We start from the raw sequence: 19,151 nt of genomic DNA, 5'->3' as shown, positions 1-19,151 counted from the left end.
TAGCAATGGAAGCCAAGGCAATTGCGCGTCACATCCGCGTAACGCCTATGAAGGCCCGGCGCGTCGTCAACCTTGTTCGTGGTCTGCAGACCAACGAAGCACTGGCCATCTTGAAGTTTGCCCCACAGGCAGCTTCGGAGCCGGTATACAAGGTTGTCGCATCGGCAGTGGCTAACGCCCGTGCCGCCGCGGACCGCGCAGGTGAAGCATTCAATGAGGACGAGCTGTTTATCAGCGAAGCGTTTGTTGACGAAGGTCCGACCATGAAGCGGTTCCAGCCGCGTGCACAGGGTCGCGCATTCCAGATCAAGAAGCGCACCAGCCACGTGACTGTGGTTGTTTCAACCACGCAGAAGGGTGGGGAGAACTAAATGGGACAGAAGATTAACCCGAACGGTTTCCGTCTCGGCATCACCACCGATCACGTTTCCCACTGGTTCGCTGATTCCAGCAAGCCAGGCCAGCGTTACGCTGACTACGTGAAGGAAGATGTCCAGATCCGCGCCCTGCTGTCTAACGGCATGGATCGCGCTGGCATCGCCCGCGTCGAGATCGAGCGTACCCGTGACCGCGTACGTGTGGATATCCACACTGCACGTCCAGGTATCGTCATTGGTCGTCGCGGCGCAGAAGCTGACCGTATTCGTGGCGAGCTGGAAAAGCTCACCAAGAAGCAGGTTCAGCTGAACATCCTCGAGGTCAAGAACCCTGACATGGAGGCCATGCTGGTCGCCCAGGGCATCGCCGAGCAGCTTGCTTCCCGCGTGGCTTTCCGCCGTGCGATGAAGAAGGCAATGCAGTCGGCAATGCGCGCTGGTGCCAAGGGCATCCGCGTTCAGTGCTCCGGTCGACTTGGCGGCGCAGAAATGTCCCGCAAGGAGTTCTACCGCGAAGGCCGTGTGCCACTGCACACCCTGCGCGCGAACATCGACTTCGGCAAGTTCGAAGCCAAGACCACCTTCGGCCGTATCGGCGTGAAGGTCTGGATCTACAAGGGTGACGTAACCGCCAAGGAACTGGCTGCACAGCAGGCTGCTGCTCCAGCTCGTGGCGGCCGCGGTGGCGGCAACGACCGTCCACGTGGCGGCGAACGCCGTCGTCGTAACGATCGCAAGGGCGCTGCAGCTCCGGCTGCGGAAGGAGGACAGGCTTAAATGCTTATCCCACGTCGTGTGAAGTTCCGCAAGCAGCACCACCCAAAGCGTTCGGGTGCTGCCAAGGGCGGTACCACCGTTGCTTTCGGTGAGTACGGCATCCAGGCGTTGACCCCGGCTTACGTGACTAACCGTCAGATCGAAGCCGCTCGTATCGCCATGACCCGTTACATCAAGCGTGGCGGTAAGGTCTGGATCAACATCTACCCAGACCGTCCGCTTACCAAGAAGCCTGCCGAAACCCGCATGGGTTCCGGTAAGGGTTCGCCGGAGTGGTGGGTCGCCAACGTAAAGCCAGGACGAGTCATGTTTGAACTCGGTGGCGTCAGTGAAGAGGTAGCTAAAGAGGCATTGCGTCTTGCAATCCACAAGCTGCCAATGAAGGCACGCATCGTGCGTCGTGAAGGTGGTGAATAGGGATGTCTATCGGCTCGAAAGACCTTAGCATTGAGTCCCTGGACGGCTTCGATACCGCTCGTTTGAACGAGGAATTGAAGAAGGCCAAGGCAGAACTGTTCAACCTGCGTTTCCAGTCGGCTACCGGCCAGCTGGATTCCCACGGGAACCTGAAGACCATCAAGCGCGATATTGCACGCATTTACACTGTGCTGCGCGAGCGCGAGCTGGGCATTCGTCAGGATGTCGTTGTTCCGGTTGAAGAAACCAAGAAGGATTCCAAGTAATGAGCGAGAAGGAGAACGGTGTGGATAACGCTACCGAGCGTAACGACCGCAAGACCCTCCGTGGTTACGTGGTATCTGACAAGATGCAGAAGACCATCGTCGTTGACGTTGAGGACCGTGTTAAGCACGCCCTTTACGGCAAGGTCATGCGTCGCAACAAGAACGTGAAGGCTCACGACGAGAACAACGACGCCGGCATCGGCGACTTGGTTGTCATCGCTGAGACCCGCCCGCTGTCTGCTGACAAGCGCTGGCGTCTCGTTGAGATCGTGGAGAAGGCTAAGTAAGCTTTCGCTTCGATTTCACGGATCTCGTGATTGAAGAATGCCCCGAACACTTCGCAAGAAGAGTTCGGGGCATTTCTGTCTTAAAAAGCAGTGAATAAAATGCCACACTGGACTATGGAACAGATCAGGAAACTGCGTCCCGCTGGCCTTGTCAACTCCCCAGCTTTCAGCCACGTAGCCATCGTCCCGCCGGGTGCCACGACTATCTATGTTGGCGGGCAGAACGCTGTAGACGGCACAGGGCATCTGATCGGAGCCGGGGATGCCGCAACGCAGGCGACCAAGGCACTGGGAAACGCCAAGCTCGCACTGGCGGCGGCCAGCGCGGGATTTCAGGATGTTGTGCAGTGGAACGTGCTGCTGGTGGAAGGAACCGACGTCATCAGCGTCTATGGAGCCATAGGCGAACAGTTGGCAGCCACTGAACCACCCCTGGTGTCTGCAGCCTTCGTCGCGAAGCTCGGTGTGCCAGGTGCGCTGGTTGAAATCAGTGCCGTGGCGGCGGTACTGCCGGACTAGGTCCGGCCCTTTCGATAGGTATCAGGGGAGTAGCCCAAGACTTTGCGGAAGTCTGCCGCTAGATGGGCTTGATCCGCATACCCCATTTCCGCTGCGATGCCAGCGATAGAAACTGCAGTGTCTGCGCGCAGCCGATGAGCAGCCTCTTGCAAACGGTACCGCCGAATCACCGCCAGCGGAGCCAGTCCCAAATACCTTTCCGAAATCCGTTGCAGACTGCGTGTACTGAGCGACAAGCGATGGGCCAGTTGGGAGACCCTTACGATTCCGCGCTCCGCTGCGACGGTGTCGAGCAGCTTATTAGCTTGGAGGCCAGAACTTGTGGCTGCTGGAAGGTGAGCGGTGAGCCACGAATCGAAGAGCTCGGCACAGGCCGAACCGGAGTTCCCGTGGCCGGGTTGAGTCTTCATCCTTGTTATCGAGGCCAGCAGCCCAGGTGCGCTGAACTGGATTTCCTGGTCCAGCATCTCTGCGGGGGACACATTGAGAGCCTGCGCAGCCGCTGGGCGCAACAAGGCGGAGACTGCCCAACTGCTCCCGGCCAGGTCGCGGTGCGAAGCGCCGCTGGCCGGGCCGGAAAGCGTAATGCCTCCTGGCTCAATAACCAGATTCATTTGCGGAAAGGGCAGGAGTTCTTGCCGTGAGGTACGTCCGGGCGCGATGTTCCAATCCACCAGCCAAAACCAGGAGACCAATTCCTGCAGTCCTGGACCGGGGGAGAATCGCTCGATTGCCGGTAGCCGGGCAGGATAGAGAACGCCTCGCGGATCCGGTGCTGATTCCATGGCCTCTACCACCCGTGCAGGTTGTCGCATATCTACAAGAACCAGCGTGCCACACAGACTTAGCCTAGGGACATGGAAAATCAAGATGAAGTCACGCAAGGTGTGACGGGAATGCATACAACTGCCGGTGTCCCTCATGGATTCACCAGTCTGACGCCATTCTTGGCTGTGCCCAACGCAAGGGCAGCGCTGGGATTCTATGAAGAAGTATTCGGTGCGACAATGGTAGATTCCACCGAAATGGGAGGCGTTGTCGTGCATGCAGAAATTGCATTCGGCAATGGCCGTTTGCAGATCGGGGAACCTTCGCCGGCCTACGGACTAGTCAGCCCGCCAGCTTCGCCGAATGCCTGCTATTCCTTGGGTTTCTACTGCGAAAACGCAGATGAGGTGGTGGCCAGGGCCGAGGCTGCCGGTTCCAGTATCCGAGAACCACTGGGCAACTTCGTCTCGGGTGACCGCTTCGCTTCGATTCTGGATCCCTTCGGTGTGCGCTGGTCCATCATGTCCAGGGTGGAAGACCTGTCGCTGGAAGAGAGCGCCCAGCGCGTCGCGCAGTGGGCCTCGCAGCAGTCATGAAGAAGCCAAGGGCAGTCGCAATCGCATCGAGCCGCTATCGTACCTAGGCGGAAGTGTCCTTGCCGGAATTGTCATCTGCTTCGAATAGGCTCGGATGATGATGACGATGACGCGTGCCCGAAAACCTTCCCTGGGATGGCCTATGGGTTCGCTTCTTGTTGCTTCCCTAGCTATTGGCATACTCCCGTATCTGGGTTTCCCCGGTGCAGGATTGATTCCCAAGCTTCAGGCATTCCAGCCATATCTGTTGCTCTTCCCGGCAGTGGTTCTGGTTATCGGGCTACTGCGCAAGCAATGGCTCATCAGCGGGTTCGTGCTGGTGTTCCTGCTCTGCGGTACACTGCCCAACGTGCAATGGAGCTCTCCCGCTGGCCAGACCGGAAACGGCAGCTCCGAGCTGGTTCTCCTATCGTTCAATGCCCTGAAGGCAGGAGCGAATCCGGCGCAGCTCGCTGAACTGATCAGGGACACGGATCCGCAGATTCTCGTCCTTGTTGAAACCAGCGAACCAATGCACCAGCAACTCGCAGGGCTGGACGCGCTGGATGGATTTGGCTATCGGAGCCAAGAGGCACCCGCCGGGGGAGAACGGGATACCGTGATTTTCTCAAAGTACCCATTGCAGGAACGCTCCACCGATCTGGATTCAGCGGACACCGGTTGGTACTCCTTGCCGGTTGCCGATGTGCAGGCACCCGGTGGGATCGTGCGGGTGGCCGGCATCCATGTCTATCCGCCGGTTGGCGATGCGCAACGATGGAGGCAGGGCTTGGAAGCAGTCATCGACTGGTCGAATCAGCAGCGTGATCATCCCGTTATCCTTGCTGGCGACTTCAACTCAGTTCGCTCCCATCCAGGATTCCGTGCCCTGGGACACGGGTATGCGCAGGCTGATGGAATCTGGCCCCGCGCGACCTGGCCAGCCAGCCGGAGCTTCCCGCCATTGATCGGCATTGACCATATCGTGGCGAGGGGCCTGTCCATCACGGGCTCTTCTTCTCACATCATCGACGGCTCGGATCATCTTGCGGTGAGCGCCACGGTCGAATTCCGTCGCTGAGCAATGATTCCTGCCGGTGACGGCCGGATGCTGGAGCTGCCCAGGGCTGACCGAAAAATAATTTCACTTTTGGCGATTCAGCCGCTTTTTATCTTCTGTGGCGCATGGGCTACCTCGAATGGCACTCTGATGCCACCGCAAGCGACCAGTTGCCCAGCTGGATGGCAGTACCAAAACCCCGAAATTCAGCGAATCTGCGGTGTCCTTGGTGTGACGAACGACGCTCGCTTTTCTCTTACCACACCATTTCGGATTCGCGCCACTCTAGGCTAGACTTAAGAATCTGTGCGCATCATGCCCGGGGACTATCCACCTTCGACATAATGCAGTGCGGTCCAAATCCGTTTGGCCGCGCAAGTGCAGCCTCGATATTTTACGCCTCGGCCCTGCCGGCATTTGGGATCAGCATTCGGTGCGCCCGCGCCAGTGGGGGTAAGCGATACGTATCGTGGAGACCATATCCGTTCCGCAAGGCTCATTCATGAGAACCAGCGAGACGACAGGAGTAAGAAGTGATTCAGCAGGAGTCGCGACTTAAGGTTGCCGATAACACTGGTGCTAAGGAAATCCTTACCATTCGTGTTCTTGGTGGCTCGAAGCGTCGCTACGCAAGCATTGGCGACACCATTGTCGCTACCGTCAAGGATGCAATTCCTGGCGGCAACGTAAAGAAGGGCGACGTCGTAAAGGCAGTCGTCGTTCGCACCAAGAAGGAAATCCGTCGTGCAGACGGTTCCTACATCAAGTTCGACGAGAACGCTGCAGTGATCCTCAAGGGTGACGCTGCCGATCCTCGTGGTACTCGTATTTTCGGCCCAGTGGGCCGCGAGCTTCGTGACAAGAAGTTCATGAAGATCGTTTCGCTGGCTCCGGAGGTGCTGTAACCATGGGCGCAAAGATCAAGAAGGGTGACCTGGTTCAGGTCATCGCTGGCAAGGAACGTGGCTTGCAGGGCAAGGTCCTGAAGGTCATTACCGAGTCCAACCGCGTGCTGGTCGAAGGCGTTAACCGCGTCACCAAGCACACCAAGGCAGGTCAGACCGAATCCGGTTCGACCACCGGCGGCATCGAGGTTGTCGAGGCTCCAGTGCACGTTTCCAACGTTGCAGTGGTTGACCCAGAGACCAAGAAGCCAACCCGCGTCGGCTTCCGCGAGGAAACCGTAGAAAAGAACGGCGTGTCCAAGACTGTACGCGTTCGTTACGCCAAGGCTTCCGGAAAGGATCTGTAATGACTGAAGCAGCCACCAAGATCCAGCCACGTCTGAAGGCTAAGTACGCAGCTGACATCCGCCCTGCCCTGCAGGAGCAGTTCAACTACGCCAACCCAATGCAGGTACCATCCCTGACCAAGGTTGTCGTGAACATGGGTGTTGGCGAAGCAGCCAAGGACTCGAAGCTCATTGAAGGCGCCGTACGCGACCTGACCGCAATTACCGGTCAGAAGCCAGTGGTTACCAAGGCCCGCAAGTCGATCGCACAGTTCAAGCTGCGCGAAGGCATGCCAATCGGTACCCACACCACCCTGCGTAACGATCGCATGTGGGAATTCGTCGACCGCCTGATCACCCTGGCACTGCCTCGTATCCGCGACTTCCGCGGCTTGAGCGACCGCCAGTTCGATGGCAATGGCAACTACACTTTCGGTCTGACCGAACAGTCGATGTTCCATGAAATCGATGTGGACAAGGTTGACCGCGTACGTGGTATGGACATCACTGTCGTTACCACCGCCAAGACTGATGACGAAGGCCGTGCCTTGCTTAAGGCTCTGGGCTTCCCATTCAAGACCAACAACTAATCTCACTACGTTACAGGTCCGCTAAGGAAACCGTAACGAGGAAGGGCTGAAGCCCACATGTCTATGACAGATCCAGTCGCAGATATGCTGACTCGTCTGCGCAACGCCAACTCGGCTTACCACGACACTGTGTCGATGCCGTCGAGCAAGCTGAAAGTGCGCATTGCTAACATCCTCAAGGAACAGGGCTACATCGCCTCGTTCGAGGAAGTAGCAGCAGAAGTCGGCAAGACTCTGACTATCACTTTGAAGTACGGCCCATCGCGCGAGCGTTCGATCGCTGGCGTACGCCGTATCTCCAAGCCAGGTCTTCGCGTTTACGCAAAGTCCACCAACCTGCCTCACGTGCTCGGTGGTCTTGGTATCGCTATCCTGTCCACCTCCTCCGGTCTGCTTACTGACCGTCAGGCTGCAAAGAAGGGCGTGGGTGGGGAAGTCCTCGCCTACGTCTGGTAACGGGAAAGGGGAAACATACAATGTCACGTATTGGACGTCTTCCGATTTCCGTACCTGCCAACGTTGAGTTGAACGTCGACGGCCAGCTGGTCGCCGTCAAGGGTCCTAAGGGTGAACTTTCGATCACCGTTAAGGCTCCAATCACCGTTGCCAAGGACGAGAACACTGTTACCGTCAGCCGCCCGAACGACTCCCGCGAGGCTCGTTCGCTGCACGGTCTGACCCGTACCTTGATCAGCAACATGATCACTGGTGTAACCGATGGTTACGAGAAGAAGCTCGAAATCCACGGTACCGGTTACCGCGTACAGGCTAAGGGTGCCGAGCTGGAGCTTGCTCTGGGCTACTCGCACCCAGTGAAGGTTGCTGCCGTTGAAGGCATCACCTTCTCGGTCGAGGGCAACAACAAGATCACCGTTGCCGGTATCGACAAGCAGCACGTCGGTGAAGTTGCCGCTAACATCCGCAAGCTGCGCAAGACCGAGCCTTACAAGGGCAAGGGCATTCGCTACGCTGGCGAGATCATCCGCCGCAAGGTCGGAAAGGCTGGTAAGTAATCATGGCTATCGGAATCAAGGGCAAGAGCAAGTCCGCTCAGCGCGGTCGTCGTCATCAGCGTTTGCGCAAGCACATCGTTGGTACCTCCGTTCGTCCACGCCTGGTTGTCAACCGCTCGGCTCGTCACATCTTCGTACAGATCGTAGACGACTCGCAGGGTATCACCCTGGCCAGCGCATCGACCATGGAAGCAGATCTTCGCGCAAGCGATGCCGACAAGACCGCAAAGTCCAAGCGCATTGGTGAGCTCGTTGCAGAGCGCGCCAAGGCTGCTGGCATCGAAGCAGTTGTCTTCGACCGCGGTGGCAACAAGTACCACGGTCGCGTGGCTGCTGTTGCTGACGGCGCACGTGAAGGTGGGCTGGCACTGTGAGCGAAGCAACTAACAAGAAGGAAACTCAGGTGTCTGAAGCTACTGAAGCAGTCGAGACTGCATCGGCTCCCGCTACCGAGAACGCAGGATCCCGTCGCGGCGAAGGCCGCGGTCGTGGTGAAGGCCGTGGACGTGGCGAAGGCCGCGGTCGTGGTCGCGACCAGAAGGATAGCCGCAACGAAGACAAGGACAAGTTCCTTGAGCGCGTTGTAGCTATCAACCGCGTCTCCAAGGTCGTCAAGGGTGGTCGTCGCTTCAGCTTCACCGCACTTGTGGTCGTTGGCGACGGCAACGGTATGGTCGGCGTTGGCTACGGTAAGGCCAAGGAAGTTCCTGCTGCTATCGCAAAGGGCGTAGAAGAGGCCAAGAAGTCCTTCTTCCGCGTTCCACGCGTTGGCACCACCATTCCACACCTGGTCAAGGGTGAGGCCGCCGCTGGCGTTGTCTTGCTCCGTCCAGCAGCTCCTGGTACCGGTGTTATCGCCGGTGGCCCAGTGCGCGCCGTGTTGGAATGCGCAGGCATCCACGACATCCTGTCGAAGTCGATGGGTTCGCAGAACCAGATCAACATCGTTCAGGGCACCATTGCTGCACTGAAGGCTCTGGAAGAGCCTGAAGCTGTTGCAGCTCGCCGCGGTCTTCCGCTGGACGAGGTTGCACCAGCAGCAATGCTGCGTCACATCCAGGCCCAGAAGGCAGGTGCTTAATCAATGGCTAAGAACATTGTTCCAAGCGATGCCAAGCTGGCAATCACCCAGGTCAAGTCCATCATTGGTGGAAACCAGAGCCAGCGCGACGTTGTTCGCTCGCTGGGTCTGAAGCGCATCGGTCACACCGTTGTTCGCACCGCCGATCCTGTGACTGTTGGCATGGTCAACAAGGTCCCACACCTGCTGAAGGTCGAGGAGGCGAAGTAGAGATGGCTGAAGAAAAAGCACTTAAGGTTCACCACCTGCGCCCAGCTGAGGGTGCCAAGACCGCTAAGACCCGCGTGGGTCGCGGTGAGGGCTCCAAGGGTAAGACCGCAGGTCGCGGTACCAAGGGTACCAAGGCTCGTTACCAGGTGAAGGCAGGCTTCGCAGGTGGTCAGCTTCCGCTGCACATGCGTCTGCCAAAGCTGCGCGGCTTCAAGAACCCATTCCGCGTCGAGTTCCAGGTTGTAAACCTGGACAAGATCTCGGAACTGTTCCCAGAAGGTGGCGAAGTCACCGTCGAGGCACTGGTTGCCAAGGGCGCCGTTCGCAAGAACCAGCCTGTCAAGGTGCTGGGCACCGGCGACATCACGGTTAAGGTTGACGTGAAGGTTAACGCCTTCTCGACTTCCGCTTCCGAGAAGATCGCTGCTGCTGGCGGCTCGGCAAACACCCTCTAATACAGGGTCAAGCCTTTGAATGGTCCCGGTTCGCGTTGAGCAATCAACGTGAACCGGGACTTTCTTTTTCTCTCGGCGAAACATTCTAAGATTTCTTATAATTGCTTGGCTGATTAGTCGGTTTAGGATCATTCCTGCAAACATTTGTGTGCATTTCGTGTGGCGCATTTGGCAGGATTGCCTAACAGACCGCTAGAATCGTTAGGTCTGGGAAGAATCTCTTCCTCAGGCTCAAGCACTTACTTCAGGAGGACGCTTGTTCAGCGCCATAGCCCGAGTTTTTCGGACGCCTGATCTGCGCAACAAGTTGCTGTTCACGCTTGGGATCATTGCGATCTATCGTGTCGGTGTATTCATTCCCGCTCCGGGCATTGATTACAGCAACGTTCAGCAGTGTCTGGCAATGGGTGAAACCACCGGTGGACTTTATTCATTCGTGAACCTGTTCAGCGGCGGCGCCCTGTTGCAGGTCTCGGTTTTCGCAATGGGAATCATGCCGTACATTACTGCGGCAATTATCGTCCAGTTGCTGCGTGTGGTGATCCCGCACTTCGAGGCCCTGCACAAGGAAGGCCAGGCCGGCCAGGCCAAGATGACGCAGTACACGCGTTACCTGACCATCGCCTTGGCACTGCTTCAGGGAACCACCTTGGTCACCCTGGCCCGTACCGGCAGCCTGTTCCCAAGCTGTACCCTTCCGCTGGTCCCGGATGACTCGTTGATTGTCATCCTGCTGATGATCATCACCCTTACCGCAGGCACCGGCCTGATCATGTGGATGGGCGAGTTGATCACCGAGCGTGGCATCGGCAACGGCATGTCCATCCTGATCTTCATCTCCATCGCTTCGGGTTTCCCATCCTCGATGGGCGCCATCTTCCAGGCGCAGGGCATCATGACCTTCATTGGCGTGCTGCTGGTGGGCTTGTTGATTGTTGCTCTGGTGGTCTTCGTCGAGCAGTCCCAGCGACGTGTTCCGGTGCAGTACGCCAAGCGCACCGTGGGACGCCGCACCGTGGGCGGCACCTCCACCTATATTCCTTTGAAGCTGAATATGGCGAACGTGATCCCAGTGATTTTCGCCAGCTCCATCCTGGCTTTGCCGCAGATGATCGTTCAGTTCAACCAGAACGATGATGGCACCTTGCCCCAGTGGGCGATGTGGCTGCAGGAGCACTCGGCGACTTCATCGCCGTGGTACATGCTGGTGTACACCTTGATGATCATCGGCTTCACCTACTTCTATGTTGCGATTACCTTCAACCCTGAAGAGGTCGCCGACAACATGAAGAAGTACGGCGGATTCATTCCGGGCATTCGTGCTGGTCGTCCGACCGCCGATTACCTGCAGTACGTGATTTCCCGTATTACCTTCCCGGGCGCGTTGTACCTTGCGTTCGTTGCGTTGATCCCGCTGATTGCCTTCGTGCTGTTCAACGCTGACCAAAGCTTCCCATTTGGCGGTACATCGATCCTGATTATGGTTGGTGTGGGTTTGGAAACCGTCAAGCAAATCAATGCTCAAATGCAGCAACGGAACTATGAAGGGCTTCTGCGATGAGTCGACTGCTTATTATTGGACCACCGGGTGCCGGCAAAGGCACCCAGGCCGTAAAGATCTCCGAGCGCTTGGACATTGTCGCCATCTCGACCGGCGACATCTTCCGTGCCAACGTCAAGGGCGGCACCCCGCTGGGTCTCGAAGCCAGCAAGTACATTGACAACGGAGACTTTGTACCTGATTCGGTCACCAACAACATGGTTGAAGACCGCCTGAACCAGGACGATGTCGCCAAGGGCTTCCTGCTCGATGGCTACCCGCGCACCAGTGCGCAGGTGGACGCGCTGGATGCGATGCTGGCCAACAAGGGCATCGCCCTGGACGCAGTGCTGCAGCTGACCGCTGATGACGACGAGCTGGTAGCCCGTCTGCTGAAGCGTGCGCAGATCGAAGGCCGCGCCGATGACACCGAAGAGGTCATCCGCCACCGCCTGGGCCTGTACAACGACGAGACTCGCGTCGTTGTGGAGCGCTACGAGGAACGCGGCATCGTGCGCAAGGTCGACGGCCTGGGCGCTATCGACGAAGTCACCGAGCGTGTTCTTGCAGCGTTGAACGTCAACGCCTAGACACAAGCGTTACAACGCGCAGGGACCGTGCAGCAACAATGGATGTTGCAGCCCGGTCCCTGCGCACTTTTTGCATTGATGGACCTTGCGGTTGCCGGCAGCGGCACGCGGCAAGGACATCACACTTTGAGGCAGGGGAATCACATTGGCTTTAGGACAGCCGAAAATCGAGTACAAATCCAACTCCGAGATCCTGAAGATGCGCCAGGCCGGATTGGTGCTGGCTGAAGCGCTGGACGAAGCCGTTGCGATGGCTCGGCCCGGGGTGCGGACCGAAGAGATCAACCAGGCCTTTGGCAAGGTGCTCGAACGCCACAACGCGACCAGCAACTTCCTTGGCTACCATGGCTTCCCAGCGAACATCTGCGCTTCGGTCAATCACGAGGTAGTCCACGGCTTCCCATCGGACTACGAGCTGAAGGACGGCGACGTGCTGAAGATCGATGGCGGCGCCATTATCGACGGCTGGCACTCCGACTCGGCACGCACCGTGCTGGTGGGCGAGAACATCGACCCAGCTGACCAGCGCCTGAGCGACATCACCGAGCAGGCCATGTGGGCCGGCATCGCCGCGGCGGCCAACGCACGCTTCATCGGCCAGATCGGCCAGGCCATCGATGACTTCGTCACCAGCCAGCCAGGCGACGAGCTGGGCATCCTCGAGGATTACTGCGGCCATGGCATCGGTTCGCAGATGCACATGGCACCGGATGTGCTGAACTACAACTCGGGGCACCGCGGCCCGCGCATCAAGCCGGGCATGTGCTTGGCCATCGAGCCAATGCTGGTTCGCGGTGGCATCGAGACCTCCGTGCTGGAAGACGACTGGACCGTTGTCACCAACGACAAGTCCAACGCCTCGCAGTGGGAGCACACCGTGGCATTCCACATGGGCGGCATCTGGGTATTGACCGCGCACGATGGGGGAGCGGCCGGGCTGGCCCCATTCGGCGTCACCCCATCGCCGATCCAGGGCTAGCACCAGCCGGCAAATCATCGGATCCAGTACGCCACATGGCTGTGGCGTGCTGGATCTAACATTTTAAATGTCAATGAACGATTGGCACTGTGTGGACTAATGCCGTATCGTTGTTTGTTGGTTCCTGATTTAATTGCGCCTAAAACCCTCGGGTTTTCGGTACAGGGATCAAGGACCAGAACCAATTACTTGTTGGTGGAAATTGCCAACAAAAAAAGTTAGCGGGGAAAATGGGCAAGAAGGAAGGCGTCATCCAGGTAGAGGGCACCGTCTCGGAAGCACTGCCGAACGCGATGTTCCGCGTGGAGCTGCCGAATGGACACGTAGTGCTCGCCACTATCTCGGGTAAGATGCGTCAGCACTACATTCGAATCCTCCCAGAGGACCGAGTGCAGGTTGAAATGAGCCCATACGACCTCAACCGAGGTCGCATCGTTTACCGCTACAAGTAAATCTGCAGAATCCAAGACTTTCCCAGCGTGCGAAGCACAATCTTGTGCTACGGCCGCTGAATGATGTTCTTGGACAAAGCTTTTTACTGCTCCACATTTAACTGCAACCGCAAAAGGACAAAGCCTTGAAGGTTAACCCTAGCGTGAAGCCGATCTGCGACAAGTGCAAGGTGATCCGTCGTAACGGCGTGGTCATGGTGATCTGCGAGAACCCACGCCACAAGCAGCGTCAGGGCTAATTCCGTTTTTACGGGATTCCCACGCGTAGTCAATTAGGCAGTATCAGCTAGGACGAAAGTCCTGGTGTACCCCCGGATTCGGAGGCCGGGGCCGTGAGCAATCACGGAAGGTACTGCTCCAGACCTCCGTTCGTTGAAAGGTAGCCACTTGGCTCGTTTAGCAGGCGTGGACATTCCACGCGAGAAGCGCGTAATTATCGCGCTGACTTACATCTACGGCGTGGGCAAGACCCGTGCAGAAGAGACCATCGCAGCGACCGGCATCAGCCCGGACACTCGCGTCAAGGATCTCACCGATGACCAGCTCGTGCAGCTGCGCGACTTCGTCGAAGGCACCTACAAGGTTGAAGGTGACCTGCGCCGTGAGGTTCAGGCTGACATTCGCCGCAAGGTTGAGATCGGATCCTACGAAGGTATTCGTCACCGTAAGGGCCTGCCGGTCCGCGGTCAGCGCACCAAGACCAACGCACGTACCCGTAAGGGCCCGAAGCGTACCGTCGCAGGTAAGAAGAAGACTCGCTAAATCTTAGCGATCTAGTTCAAATACTTTTTTCGTAGGAGAAGAAATGCCCCCAAAGACTCGTGGAGCGGTACGTAAGCCGCGTCGCAAGGACAAAAAGAATATTGCGCAGGGACAGGCGCATATCAAGAGCACCTTCAACAACACCATCGTATCGATCACCGATCCGACTGGCGCTGTTATCTCGTGGGCTTCGGCCGGCGAGGTAGGCATGAAGGGTTCGCGCAAGTCGACCCCATACGCTGCCCAGATGGCTGCTGAGTCCGCTGCAAAGCGCGCTCAGGAGCACGGCATGCGCAAGGTTGACGTTTTCGTCAAGGGCCCAGGCTCGGGACGCGAAACCGCGATCCGTTCGCTGCAGGCTGCTGGCCTTGAGGTTGGATCCATCCAGGATGTTTCCCCAAGCGCTCACAACGGTTGCCGCCCATCGAAGCGTCGCCGCGTCTAATTGATTCGCTAGGCTTAGCCTAAGAAGTCACCGAAGCATTCACTCGTGGGTGCTCCGGTGACTATCTTGGACTTATTAGCCTGCAAAAAGACGAACGGCCACCTCAGGCTACCGTCGTTTCCACCCCCGTGAGGCGTCATATAGCGGACGCTCGCTGAAAGGAAATGTAAGTGCTCATTACGCAGCGCCCAACCCTGACCGAAGAAGTAGTTGCCGAAAACCGCTCCCGGTTCGTTATCGAACCACTGGAGCCAGGCTTTGGCTACACCCTTGGTAACTCGCTCCGCCGTACCCTGCTCTCTTCGATTCCTGGTGCTTCTGTCACCAGTGTTCGAATTGACGGTGTACTGCATGAGTTCACCACCGTAGCCGGTGTCAAGGAAGATGTCACCGAACTGGTCTTGAACATCAAGAACCTGTCGGTATCTTCCGAGCACGACGAGCCAGTCGTTGCCTACCTGCGCAAGCAGGGCCCGGGCATCGTTACTGCAGCGGACATCACCCCTCCAGCAGGTGTGGAGTTCCACAACCCTGATCTGCACATCGCCACCCTCAACGCCAATGGCAAGTTCGACATGGAACTGACCATTGAGCGCGGCCGTGGCTATGTGTCTGCCGCTCAGAACAAGAACATTGATGGCGAGATCGGTCGAATCCCAGTTGATTCGATCTACTCCCCAGTGTTGAAGGTGACCTTCCGCGTGGAAGCAACCCGTGTCGAGCAGCGCACCGACTTCGATCGTTTGATCGTTGACGTGGAGACCAAGGAATCGATCACCCCGCGCGATGCAGTTGCATCCGCAGGTACCACCCTGGTTGAGCTGTTCGGTTTGTTCCGCGAACTGAACACTCAGGCTGAAGGTATCGAAATCGGTCCATCGCCAACCGATGCAGCTATGGCTGCTGACATGGCGCTGCCGATCGAGGATCTGGAACTCACCGTTCGTTCGTACAACTGCTTGAAGCGTGAGGGCATCCACTCTGTGGGTGAACTCGTAACCCGCTCCGAGGCCGACTTGATGGACATCCGCAACTTCGGTGCGAAGTCCATTGACGAAGTCAAGGCCAAGCTGGTTGAACTGGGTCTGGCCCTGAAGGATTCCCCTCCAGGCTTCGATCTGGCCGCTCGTAGCGCCATCGACGATGGCGACGAATACGACGAAGGTCTGTAAGACCCGCGTCTAGCGACACACTACTTCATCCGACTGAACGAAATATTCGTCCAGTACGGGTTATTCATCTAGGAGAACCACAATGCCTACCCCTACCAAGGGTCCGCGTCTCGGCGGCAGTGCAGCACATGAGCGATTGATTTTCGCTAACATGTCGGCACAGCTCTTCGAGAACAAGAAGATCACCACCACCCTGACCCGTGCCAAGCGTCTGCGTCCACACGCAGAGCGCCTGATCACCTTCGCTAAGCGCGGAGACCTGGCTTCGCGTCGCCGCGTCCAGGCCGTCATCGCTTCGCGTTCGCGCACCAACAAGTCGATCGTTCACGAACTGTTCGAGAACATCGCACCAGCAATGGCAAACCGCGAGGGTGGCTACACCCGCATCACCAAGATCGGTAACCGCAAGGGCGACAACGCTCCTATGGCTGTTATCGAGCTCGTGATGGAGCCAGTTTCGCCAAAGCAGGCTGTCGTCAAGGAAGCCACCAAGGCTACCGAGAAGGCTGCTGAGACCGAAGAGGCCTAAGCCCCTTCGAGCTAATGCTCTCTCGCCTGCAAAGGCGAAAAAGATTCCCGTTGGATCCGCAAGGAACCAACGGGAATCTTTTTTTATGCCTGTTTGCGTGAAGACGCGGGTGATCTTGCCCGTCAGTTGGAGGGCAGGGGCATCCGCATCTTGGAATTGCCTAGCTGAACGAATCCATGTCCGGGCAAGCCGTATTCAGGTATTCGGTAGCCTCGGAAGCCTCAGCCGTATCCAGTTCGGCGATCTTCTGCGAAATTTCCATCATGTTGCTGCTGTTGCCCTCAGCCATCAGGCCAGCCATTTTCTTGGTCTGTTCCGATGCCGCATTCAAGGACGTGGCAAGCTTGTTGTCCTTCGTGTTCTCAGCGGCTTCGCCCAGGATGGAATCGAACTCGTTCATGATCTCGGCATAAGCCGATGTATCGCCAGCCAAGAGCTCTGCGCTGGAGTCCTCCGCCTTCTTCTGCAGTCCGCGTTCAGCCACCTGGTCGTTGATGTAAACGCAGGTTTCCTCGGTGGACAGTTTGCCTGCACTGCAACCAGTGAGCATGACAGATGCAAGGGTGAGCGCAGCGGCAGATGCCGCGAACTTTTTCGACATTGAGATCCTTAGACGATGATGATCCGATGGCCCAGCACGTGAGGCACCGATAAGTACCTGTTTATTCTATAATCAGGAGTTATTACAGGCAGTGTATGACATGAGCGGATCGGCAAGCAGCGGTTTCCTAAGAAGCGGACCGATCAGGTTCAGAAGCGGAAGCTGGGCACGTTTCACGCACATAGTCGGTGTATTGATCTTGCAGTCCGCCCTCGGCTGCCTCAACGTCTGACGCGAGCGTTGGATCGTCAAAGGAGCGATTGGCAATGAGGTCAATGAAGTCTTGGTAGTTTTCGATTTCGGACCGCAATGCAGTGCGCAAGTGCCTATCGCCAGTTTGCTCGGAGACTTCCCGGTAGATGCCGATGGCTGTTTCCATAGCCTCAATCGCAGGTTGTGAATTCTGCGCAAGAATTCCCATATATGCCAGCGCCCACTTTTCCTCTATGGAATGCTCTACGGCCAGTTCATTAATGAGGGCGCATGATTGCTTTGTGCTCAGCTGTCCCGAACTGCAACCGCTTAAGCAGAGCGGGACAGCAGCGGATATCGCGATAAAGCTAACTGCATTCCTGAACATGGCGAGTCCTTAGAATGGTGCTGGTGAACCAGCCGCCTGCGTGGCAGGTCCGTGGAATGCACATCGGCTACTTCCGGCAGCAGCTCTCGTTTTGGCGCCTGTGGATAACGGCGTGAAGGCGGGCACTTGATTCGACGGTTGCGCGTCTGCTTACGCATAATTGAATACATGAGTACTCAGCCAGAAAGCATCGATCCAATGGGCACCACCGCATTGGGGGCCACTGCAGCACCAGCATGGATCCGCATGCGCATGGTGCTCGGATACGACGGTGCCGCCTATAGCGGTTGGGCTCGCCAGCCCAATGTCTTGGGCGTGCAGCAGCTGGTTGAAGAGGCCCTGGAAATGATGATCCGGCGCCGCGTGCGCGTGGTTGTTGCCGGACGCACCGATGCAGGTGTGCATGCCCGCCACCAGGTGGTGCACTTCGATTTGACCGAGGAAGAATACGCGGGACTGCCACGCAAGGCGCCCTTGGCTCCCGGTCCTGCGCTCGTACGCCGCATCAACGGCATCCTTGGCCGTCAAGATGGTGCCGTTTGGGTGCATGAAGCCGAACGCGCACCAGAAGGCTTCGATGCCCGCTTCTCCGCGCTGGCCCGCCGCTACTCCTACCGGATTGCCGATGGGCAGCAGCGCTGGGATCCACTGACCCGGCACCTGACGACGTGGCACCGTGAAGAGCTGGATGTCGAGGCGATGAATCGCGAGGCGCAAAGCGTGCTGGGCCGCCACGACTTCTTGACCTACTGCAAGCCCCGTCCGCATGCCACGACCATTCGTACCCTGCAGGAATTCACCTTCACCCGTGGAGCCGACGGCTTGGTACTGGCCCATTTGAAGGCCGATGCCTTCTGCCACAACATGGTCCGTGCGCTAATCGGTGCCGCGATGATGGTGGGGGACGGGCGTGAGCAACCGGGGTTCCTGGCCCAGCGGCTGGAACAGATGGTCCGCGACTCCAAGACCAAGCTTTCGCACCCGCGGGCCCTGGTCCTCGAAGAGGTCTACTACCCAGAGGCTGAAGAACTGGCAGAACGAGCACTCCTGACCCGCGCACGGCGAACCGAAGCTGAGGTTGACGAAGCCTGCATGGAAAGCTGATTAGCCGATAATCCCCGGGATCTTAAGGGTGTTGTTGCTCACGACGTACATGCTTTTTTGGCCGGAAACACTTTAATCCGCTAAACTTTTATGAGTTGTGTATGTCCACGTTCGACACTACACGCCCAAGCGTGACGGCTTAGTTGCATAGTCGCTGGTCTGCTGGGTGTGCGAACAATATATGGACGGCCGGTTATCATCAGTCCTCACCTGGCGTACTGGTCTAAACACAAGAACAACACGACAGTGCCTGTCACTGGGGGATCTCACCGCCTTCAGCCAAGCGACTGTTTGACCAGAAACGAATCAACGTAAGGCAATTACTGTGCGTACGTACACCCCAAAGCCGGCTGACCAGACTCGTCAGTGGTTTGTCATTGACGCCACCGACGTAGTACTCGGCCGTCTCGCCGTCCAGGCCGCAACCCTGCTGCGCGGCAAGCACAAGCCAACCTATGCTGCACACATGGACATGGGCGACCATGTCATCATCATCAATGCAGACAAGGTTGCACTGACCGGTAAGAAGCTGCTGAACAAGCGCGCTTACCGCCACTCCGGTTTCCCAGGTGGCCTGAAGAGCATCAACTACGCAGACCTGCTGGAAAAGAACCCAGTACTGGCTGTTGAGAAGGCCATCAAGGGCATGCTGCCTAAGAACAAGCTTTCCGATGCCCAGCTGTCGAAGCTGAAGGTCTACCGCGGCGCCGAGCACCCACACGCTGCTCAGTCGCCAAAGGCACTGGAAATCACCCAGGTCGCTCAGTAGTC

General features: G+C 57.6%; 30 protein-coding genes and 1 pseudogene. 28 read left to right on the top strand and 3 right to left on the bottom strand.

Annotated features, from left to right (window positions below):
• Positions 1 to 5: 5 nt before the first annotated feature.
• The 6 genes from rplV (at position 6) to ACWICV_RS05980 (ending at position 2,643) form a co-directional block, all read left to right on the top strand.
• Positions 6 to 371 (top strand): 50S ribosomal protein L22, encoded by a 366-nt coding sequence (gene rplV, locus ACWICV_RS06005; RefSeq protein WP_013349683.1) that lies wholly within the window; start codon positions 6 to 8, stop codon positions 369 to 371.
• Positions 372 to 1,154 (top strand): 30S ribosomal protein S3, encoded by a 783-nt coding sequence (gene rpsC / locus ACWICV_RS06000; protein WP_013349682.1) that lies wholly within the window; start codon positions 372 to 374, stop codon positions 1,152 to 1,154. It begins immediately after the preceding gene.
• Entirely contained in the window at positions 1,155 to 1,571 is a 417-nt protein-coding gene (gene rplP, locus ACWICV_RS05995; protein ID WP_105657662.1) for a 50S ribosomal protein L16, read from the top strand.
• 2 nt (positions 1,572 to 1,573) lie between these two features.
• The gene (gene rpmC, locus ACWICV_RS05990) at positions 1,574 to 1,837 is read left to right on the top strand and encodes a 50S ribosomal protein L29 (RefSeq protein ID WP_105657661.1); all 264 of its coding nucleotides are present in this window, start codon (positions 1,574 to 1,576) and stop codon (positions 1,835 to 1,837) included.
• Positions 1,837 to 2,124, top strand: coding sequence for a 30S ribosomal protein S17 (gene rpsQ / locus ACWICV_RS05985; protein ID WP_105657660.1), 288 nt, complete (start codon positions 1,837 to 1,839; stop codon positions 2,122 to 2,124). Before rpmC ends, rpsQ begins: the two co-directional genes overlap by 1 nt.
• Positions 2,125 to 2,223: 99 nt before the next feature.
• On the top strand, positions 2,224 to 2,643 hold the full coding sequence (locus ACWICV_RS05980; protein ID WP_454090619.1) for a RidA family protein: 420 nt from the start codon (positions 2,224 to 2,226) through the stop codon (positions 2,641 to 2,643).
• Here ACWICV_RS05980 and ACWICV_RS05975 read toward each other — a convergent pair.
• Positions 2,640 to 3,428, bottom strand: a complete 789-nt coding sequence (locus tag ACWICV_RS05975; protein WP_402470524.1) for a helix-turn-helix domain-containing protein — start codon at positions 3,426 to 3,428, stop codon at positions 2,640 to 2,642. The two genes, ACWICV_RS05980 and ACWICV_RS05975, sit on opposite strands and share 4 nt — an antisense overlap.
• 72 nt (positions 3,429 to 3,500) lie before the next feature.
• Here ACWICV_RS05975 and ACWICV_RS05970 point away from each other — a divergent pair, with 72 nt between their 5' ends.
• The 20 genes and pseudogenes from ACWICV_RS05970 to rplQ form a co-directional block, all read left to right on the top strand.
• Complete coding sequence (locus tag ACWICV_RS05970; protein ID WP_332730658.1) at positions 3,501 to 4,007, top strand: VOC family protein; 507 nt, start codon at positions 3,501 to 3,503, stop codon at positions 4,005 to 4,007.
• 142 nt (positions 4,008 to 4,149) lie between these two features.
• On the top strand, positions 4,150 to 5,067 hold the full coding sequence (locus ACWICV_RS05965) for an endonuclease/exonuclease/phosphatase family protein (RefSeq protein WP_400288520.1): 918 nt from the start codon (positions 4,150 to 4,152) through the stop codon (positions 5,065 to 5,067).
• 512 nt (positions 5,068 to 5,579) lie between these two features.
• On the top strand, positions 5,580 to 5,951 hold the full coding sequence (gene rplN, locus ACWICV_RS05960) for a 50S ribosomal protein L14 (RefSeq protein WP_013349674.1): 372 nt from the start codon (positions 5,580 to 5,582) through the stop codon (positions 5,949 to 5,951).
• Between the two features lie 2 nt (positions 5,952 to 5,953).
• Positions 5,954 to 6,298: a 50S ribosomal protein L24 gene (rplX, locus tag ACWICV_RS05955; RefSeq protein ID WP_013349673.1), complete on the top strand. Its 345-nt coding sequence runs from the start codon at positions 5,954 to 5,956 to the stop codon at positions 6,296 to 6,298.
• Positions 6,298 to 6,867 (top strand): 50S ribosomal protein L5, encoded by a 570-nt coding sequence (gene rplE, locus ACWICV_RS05950; protein ID WP_038992189.1) that lies wholly within the window; start codon positions 6,298 to 6,300, stop codon positions 6,865 to 6,867. The genes rplX and rplE overlap by 1 nt, the downstream gene beginning before the upstream one ends.
• A 57-nt stretch (positions 6,868 to 6,924) precedes the next feature.
• Positions 6,925 to 7,323, top strand: coding sequence for a 30S ribosomal protein S8 (rpsH, locus tag ACWICV_RS05945; RefSeq protein WP_013349671.1), 399 nt, complete (start codon positions 6,925 to 6,927; stop codon positions 7,321 to 7,323).
• Positions 7,324 to 7,343: 20 nt separating this feature from the next.
• A complete protein-coding gene (rplF, locus tag ACWICV_RS05940) occupies positions 7,344 to 7,880 on the top strand; it encodes a 50S ribosomal protein L6 (RefSeq protein WP_105657655.1) in 537 nt (178 codons plus the stop codon).
• A gap of 2 nt (positions 7,881 to 7,882) precedes the next feature.
• The gene (gene rplR, locus ACWICV_RS05935) at positions 7,883 to 8,254 is read left to right on the top strand and encodes a 50S ribosomal protein L18 (RefSeq protein ID WP_105657654.1); all 372 of its coding nucleotides are present in this window, start codon (positions 7,883 to 7,885) and stop codon (positions 8,252 to 8,254) included.
• Between the two features lie 29 nt (positions 8,255 to 8,283).
• Positions 8,284 to 8,961, top strand: a complete 678-nt coding sequence (gene rpsE / locus ACWICV_RS05930; protein ID WP_181148849.1) for a 30S ribosomal protein S5 — start codon at positions 8,284 to 8,286, stop codon at positions 8,959 to 8,961.
• Positions 8,962 to 8,964: 3 nt separating this feature from the next.
• Positions 8,965 to 9,171: a 50S ribosomal protein L30 gene (gene rpmD / locus ACWICV_RS05925; protein ID WP_073705901.1), complete on the top strand. Its 207-nt coding sequence runs from the start codon at positions 8,965 to 8,967 to the stop codon at positions 9,169 to 9,171.
• A 2-nt stretch (positions 9,172 to 9,173) separates the two neighbouring features.
• A complete protein-coding gene (gene rplO / locus ACWICV_RS05920; RefSeq protein ID WP_105657652.1) occupies positions 9,174 to 9,626 on the top strand; it encodes a 50S ribosomal protein L15 in 453 nt (150 codons plus the stop codon).
• Positions 9,627 to 9,882: 256 nt separating this feature from the next.
• Complete coding sequence (secY, locus tag ACWICV_RS05915) at positions 9,883 to 11,187, top strand: preprotein translocase subunit SecY (protein ID WP_105657651.1); 1,305 nt, start codon at positions 9,883 to 9,885, stop codon at positions 11,185 to 11,187.
• The gene (locus tag ACWICV_RS05910) at positions 11,184 to 11,756 is read left to right on the top strand and encodes an adenylate kinase (RefSeq protein WP_105657650.1); all 573 of its coding nucleotides are present in this window, start codon (positions 11,184 to 11,186) and stop codon (positions 11,754 to 11,756) included. The genes secY and ACWICV_RS05910 overlap by 4 nt, the downstream gene beginning before the upstream one ends.
• 145 nt (positions 11,757 to 11,901) lie before the next feature.
• Positions 11,902 to 12,735, top strand: coding sequence for a type I methionyl aminopeptidase (gene map / locus ACWICV_RS05905; RefSeq protein WP_105657649.1), 834 nt, complete (start codon positions 11,902 to 11,904; stop codon positions 12,733 to 12,735).
• Between the two features lie 230 nt (positions 12,736 to 12,965).
• The gene (gene infA / locus ACWICV_RS05900; RefSeq protein WP_013349662.1) at positions 12,966 to 13,187 is read left to right on the top strand and encodes a translation initiation factor IF-1; all 222 of its coding nucleotides are present in this window, start codon (positions 12,966 to 12,968) and stop codon (positions 13,185 to 13,187) included.
• A gap of 125 nt (positions 13,188 to 13,312) precedes the next feature.
• Complete coding sequence (gene rpmJ / locus ACWICV_RS05895; RefSeq protein ID WP_013349661.1) at positions 13,313 to 13,426, top strand: 50S ribosomal protein L36; 114 nt, start codon at positions 13,313 to 13,315, stop codon at positions 13,424 to 13,426.
• 148 nt (positions 13,427 to 13,574) lie between these two features.
• The gene (rpsM, locus tag ACWICV_RS05890; protein WP_105657648.1) at positions 13,575 to 13,949 is read left to right on the top strand and encodes a 30S ribosomal protein S13; all 375 of its coding nucleotides are present in this window, start codon (positions 13,575 to 13,577) and stop codon (positions 13,947 to 13,949) included.
• Positions 13,950 to 13,992: 43 nt separating this feature from the next.
• Positions 13,993 to 14,394 (top strand): 30S ribosomal protein S11, encoded by a 402-nt coding sequence (gene rpsK, locus ACWICV_RS05885; protein ID WP_038992179.1) that lies wholly within the window; start codon positions 13,993 to 13,995, stop codon positions 14,392 to 14,394.
• 170 nt (positions 14,395 to 14,564) lie between these two features.
• Positions 14,565 to 15,566 (top strand): DNA-directed RNA polymerase subunit alpha, encoded by a 1,002-nt coding sequence (locus ACWICV_RS05880; RefSeq protein ID WP_105657647.1) that lies wholly within the window; start codon positions 14,565 to 14,567, stop codon positions 15,564 to 15,566.
• A gap of 82 nt (positions 15,567 to 15,648) precedes the next feature.
• Positions 15,649 to 16,089: pseudogene (gene rplQ, locus ACWICV_RS05875) on the top strand (50S ribosomal protein L17); the annotation flags it as partial.
• A 166-nt stretch (positions 16,090 to 16,255) separates the two neighbouring features.
• Here rplQ and ACWICV_RS05870 read toward each other — a convergent pair.
• Together ACWICV_RS05870 and ACWICV_RS05865 are read right to left on the bottom strand one after the other, a co-directional pair.
• Positions 16,256 to 16,696: a hypothetical protein gene (locus tag ACWICV_RS05870; protein ID WP_400288514.1), complete on the bottom strand. Its 441-nt coding sequence runs from the start codon at positions 16,694 to 16,696 to the stop codon at positions 16,256 to 16,258.
• Between the two features lie 127 nt (positions 16,697 to 16,823).
• Complete coding sequence (locus ACWICV_RS05865; RefSeq protein ID WP_400288511.1) at positions 16,824 to 17,276, bottom strand: ferritin family protein; 453 nt, start codon at positions 17,274 to 17,276, stop codon at positions 16,824 to 16,826.
• Between the two features lie 168 nt (positions 17,277 to 17,444).
• Between ACWICV_RS05865 and truA the strand changes: the two genes are divergently transcribed.
• Both truA and rplM read left to right on the top strand, forming a co-directional pair.
• Positions 17,445 to 18,380 carry a tRNA pseudouridine(38-40) synthase TruA gene (gene truA, locus ACWICV_RS05860; protein ID WP_286134203.1) on the top strand — a complete coding sequence of 312 codons (936 nt, stop codon included), beginning with the start codon at positions 17,445 to 17,447 and terminating at the stop codon, positions 18,378 to 18,380.
• 325 nt (positions 18,381 to 18,705) lie between these two features.
• Positions 18,706 to 19,149 (top strand): 50S ribosomal protein L13, encoded by a 444-nt coding sequence (gene rplM / locus ACWICV_RS05855; RefSeq protein WP_105657642.1) that lies wholly within the window; start codon positions 18,706 to 18,708, stop codon positions 19,147 to 19,149.
• The last annotated feature ends 2 nt before the right edge of the window (positions 19,150 to 19,151 follow it).

This window comes from Glutamicibacter sp. NPDC055354 (assembly GCF_053644955.1).
This window is presented reverse-complemented; position numbering and strand designations above follow the sequence as displayed.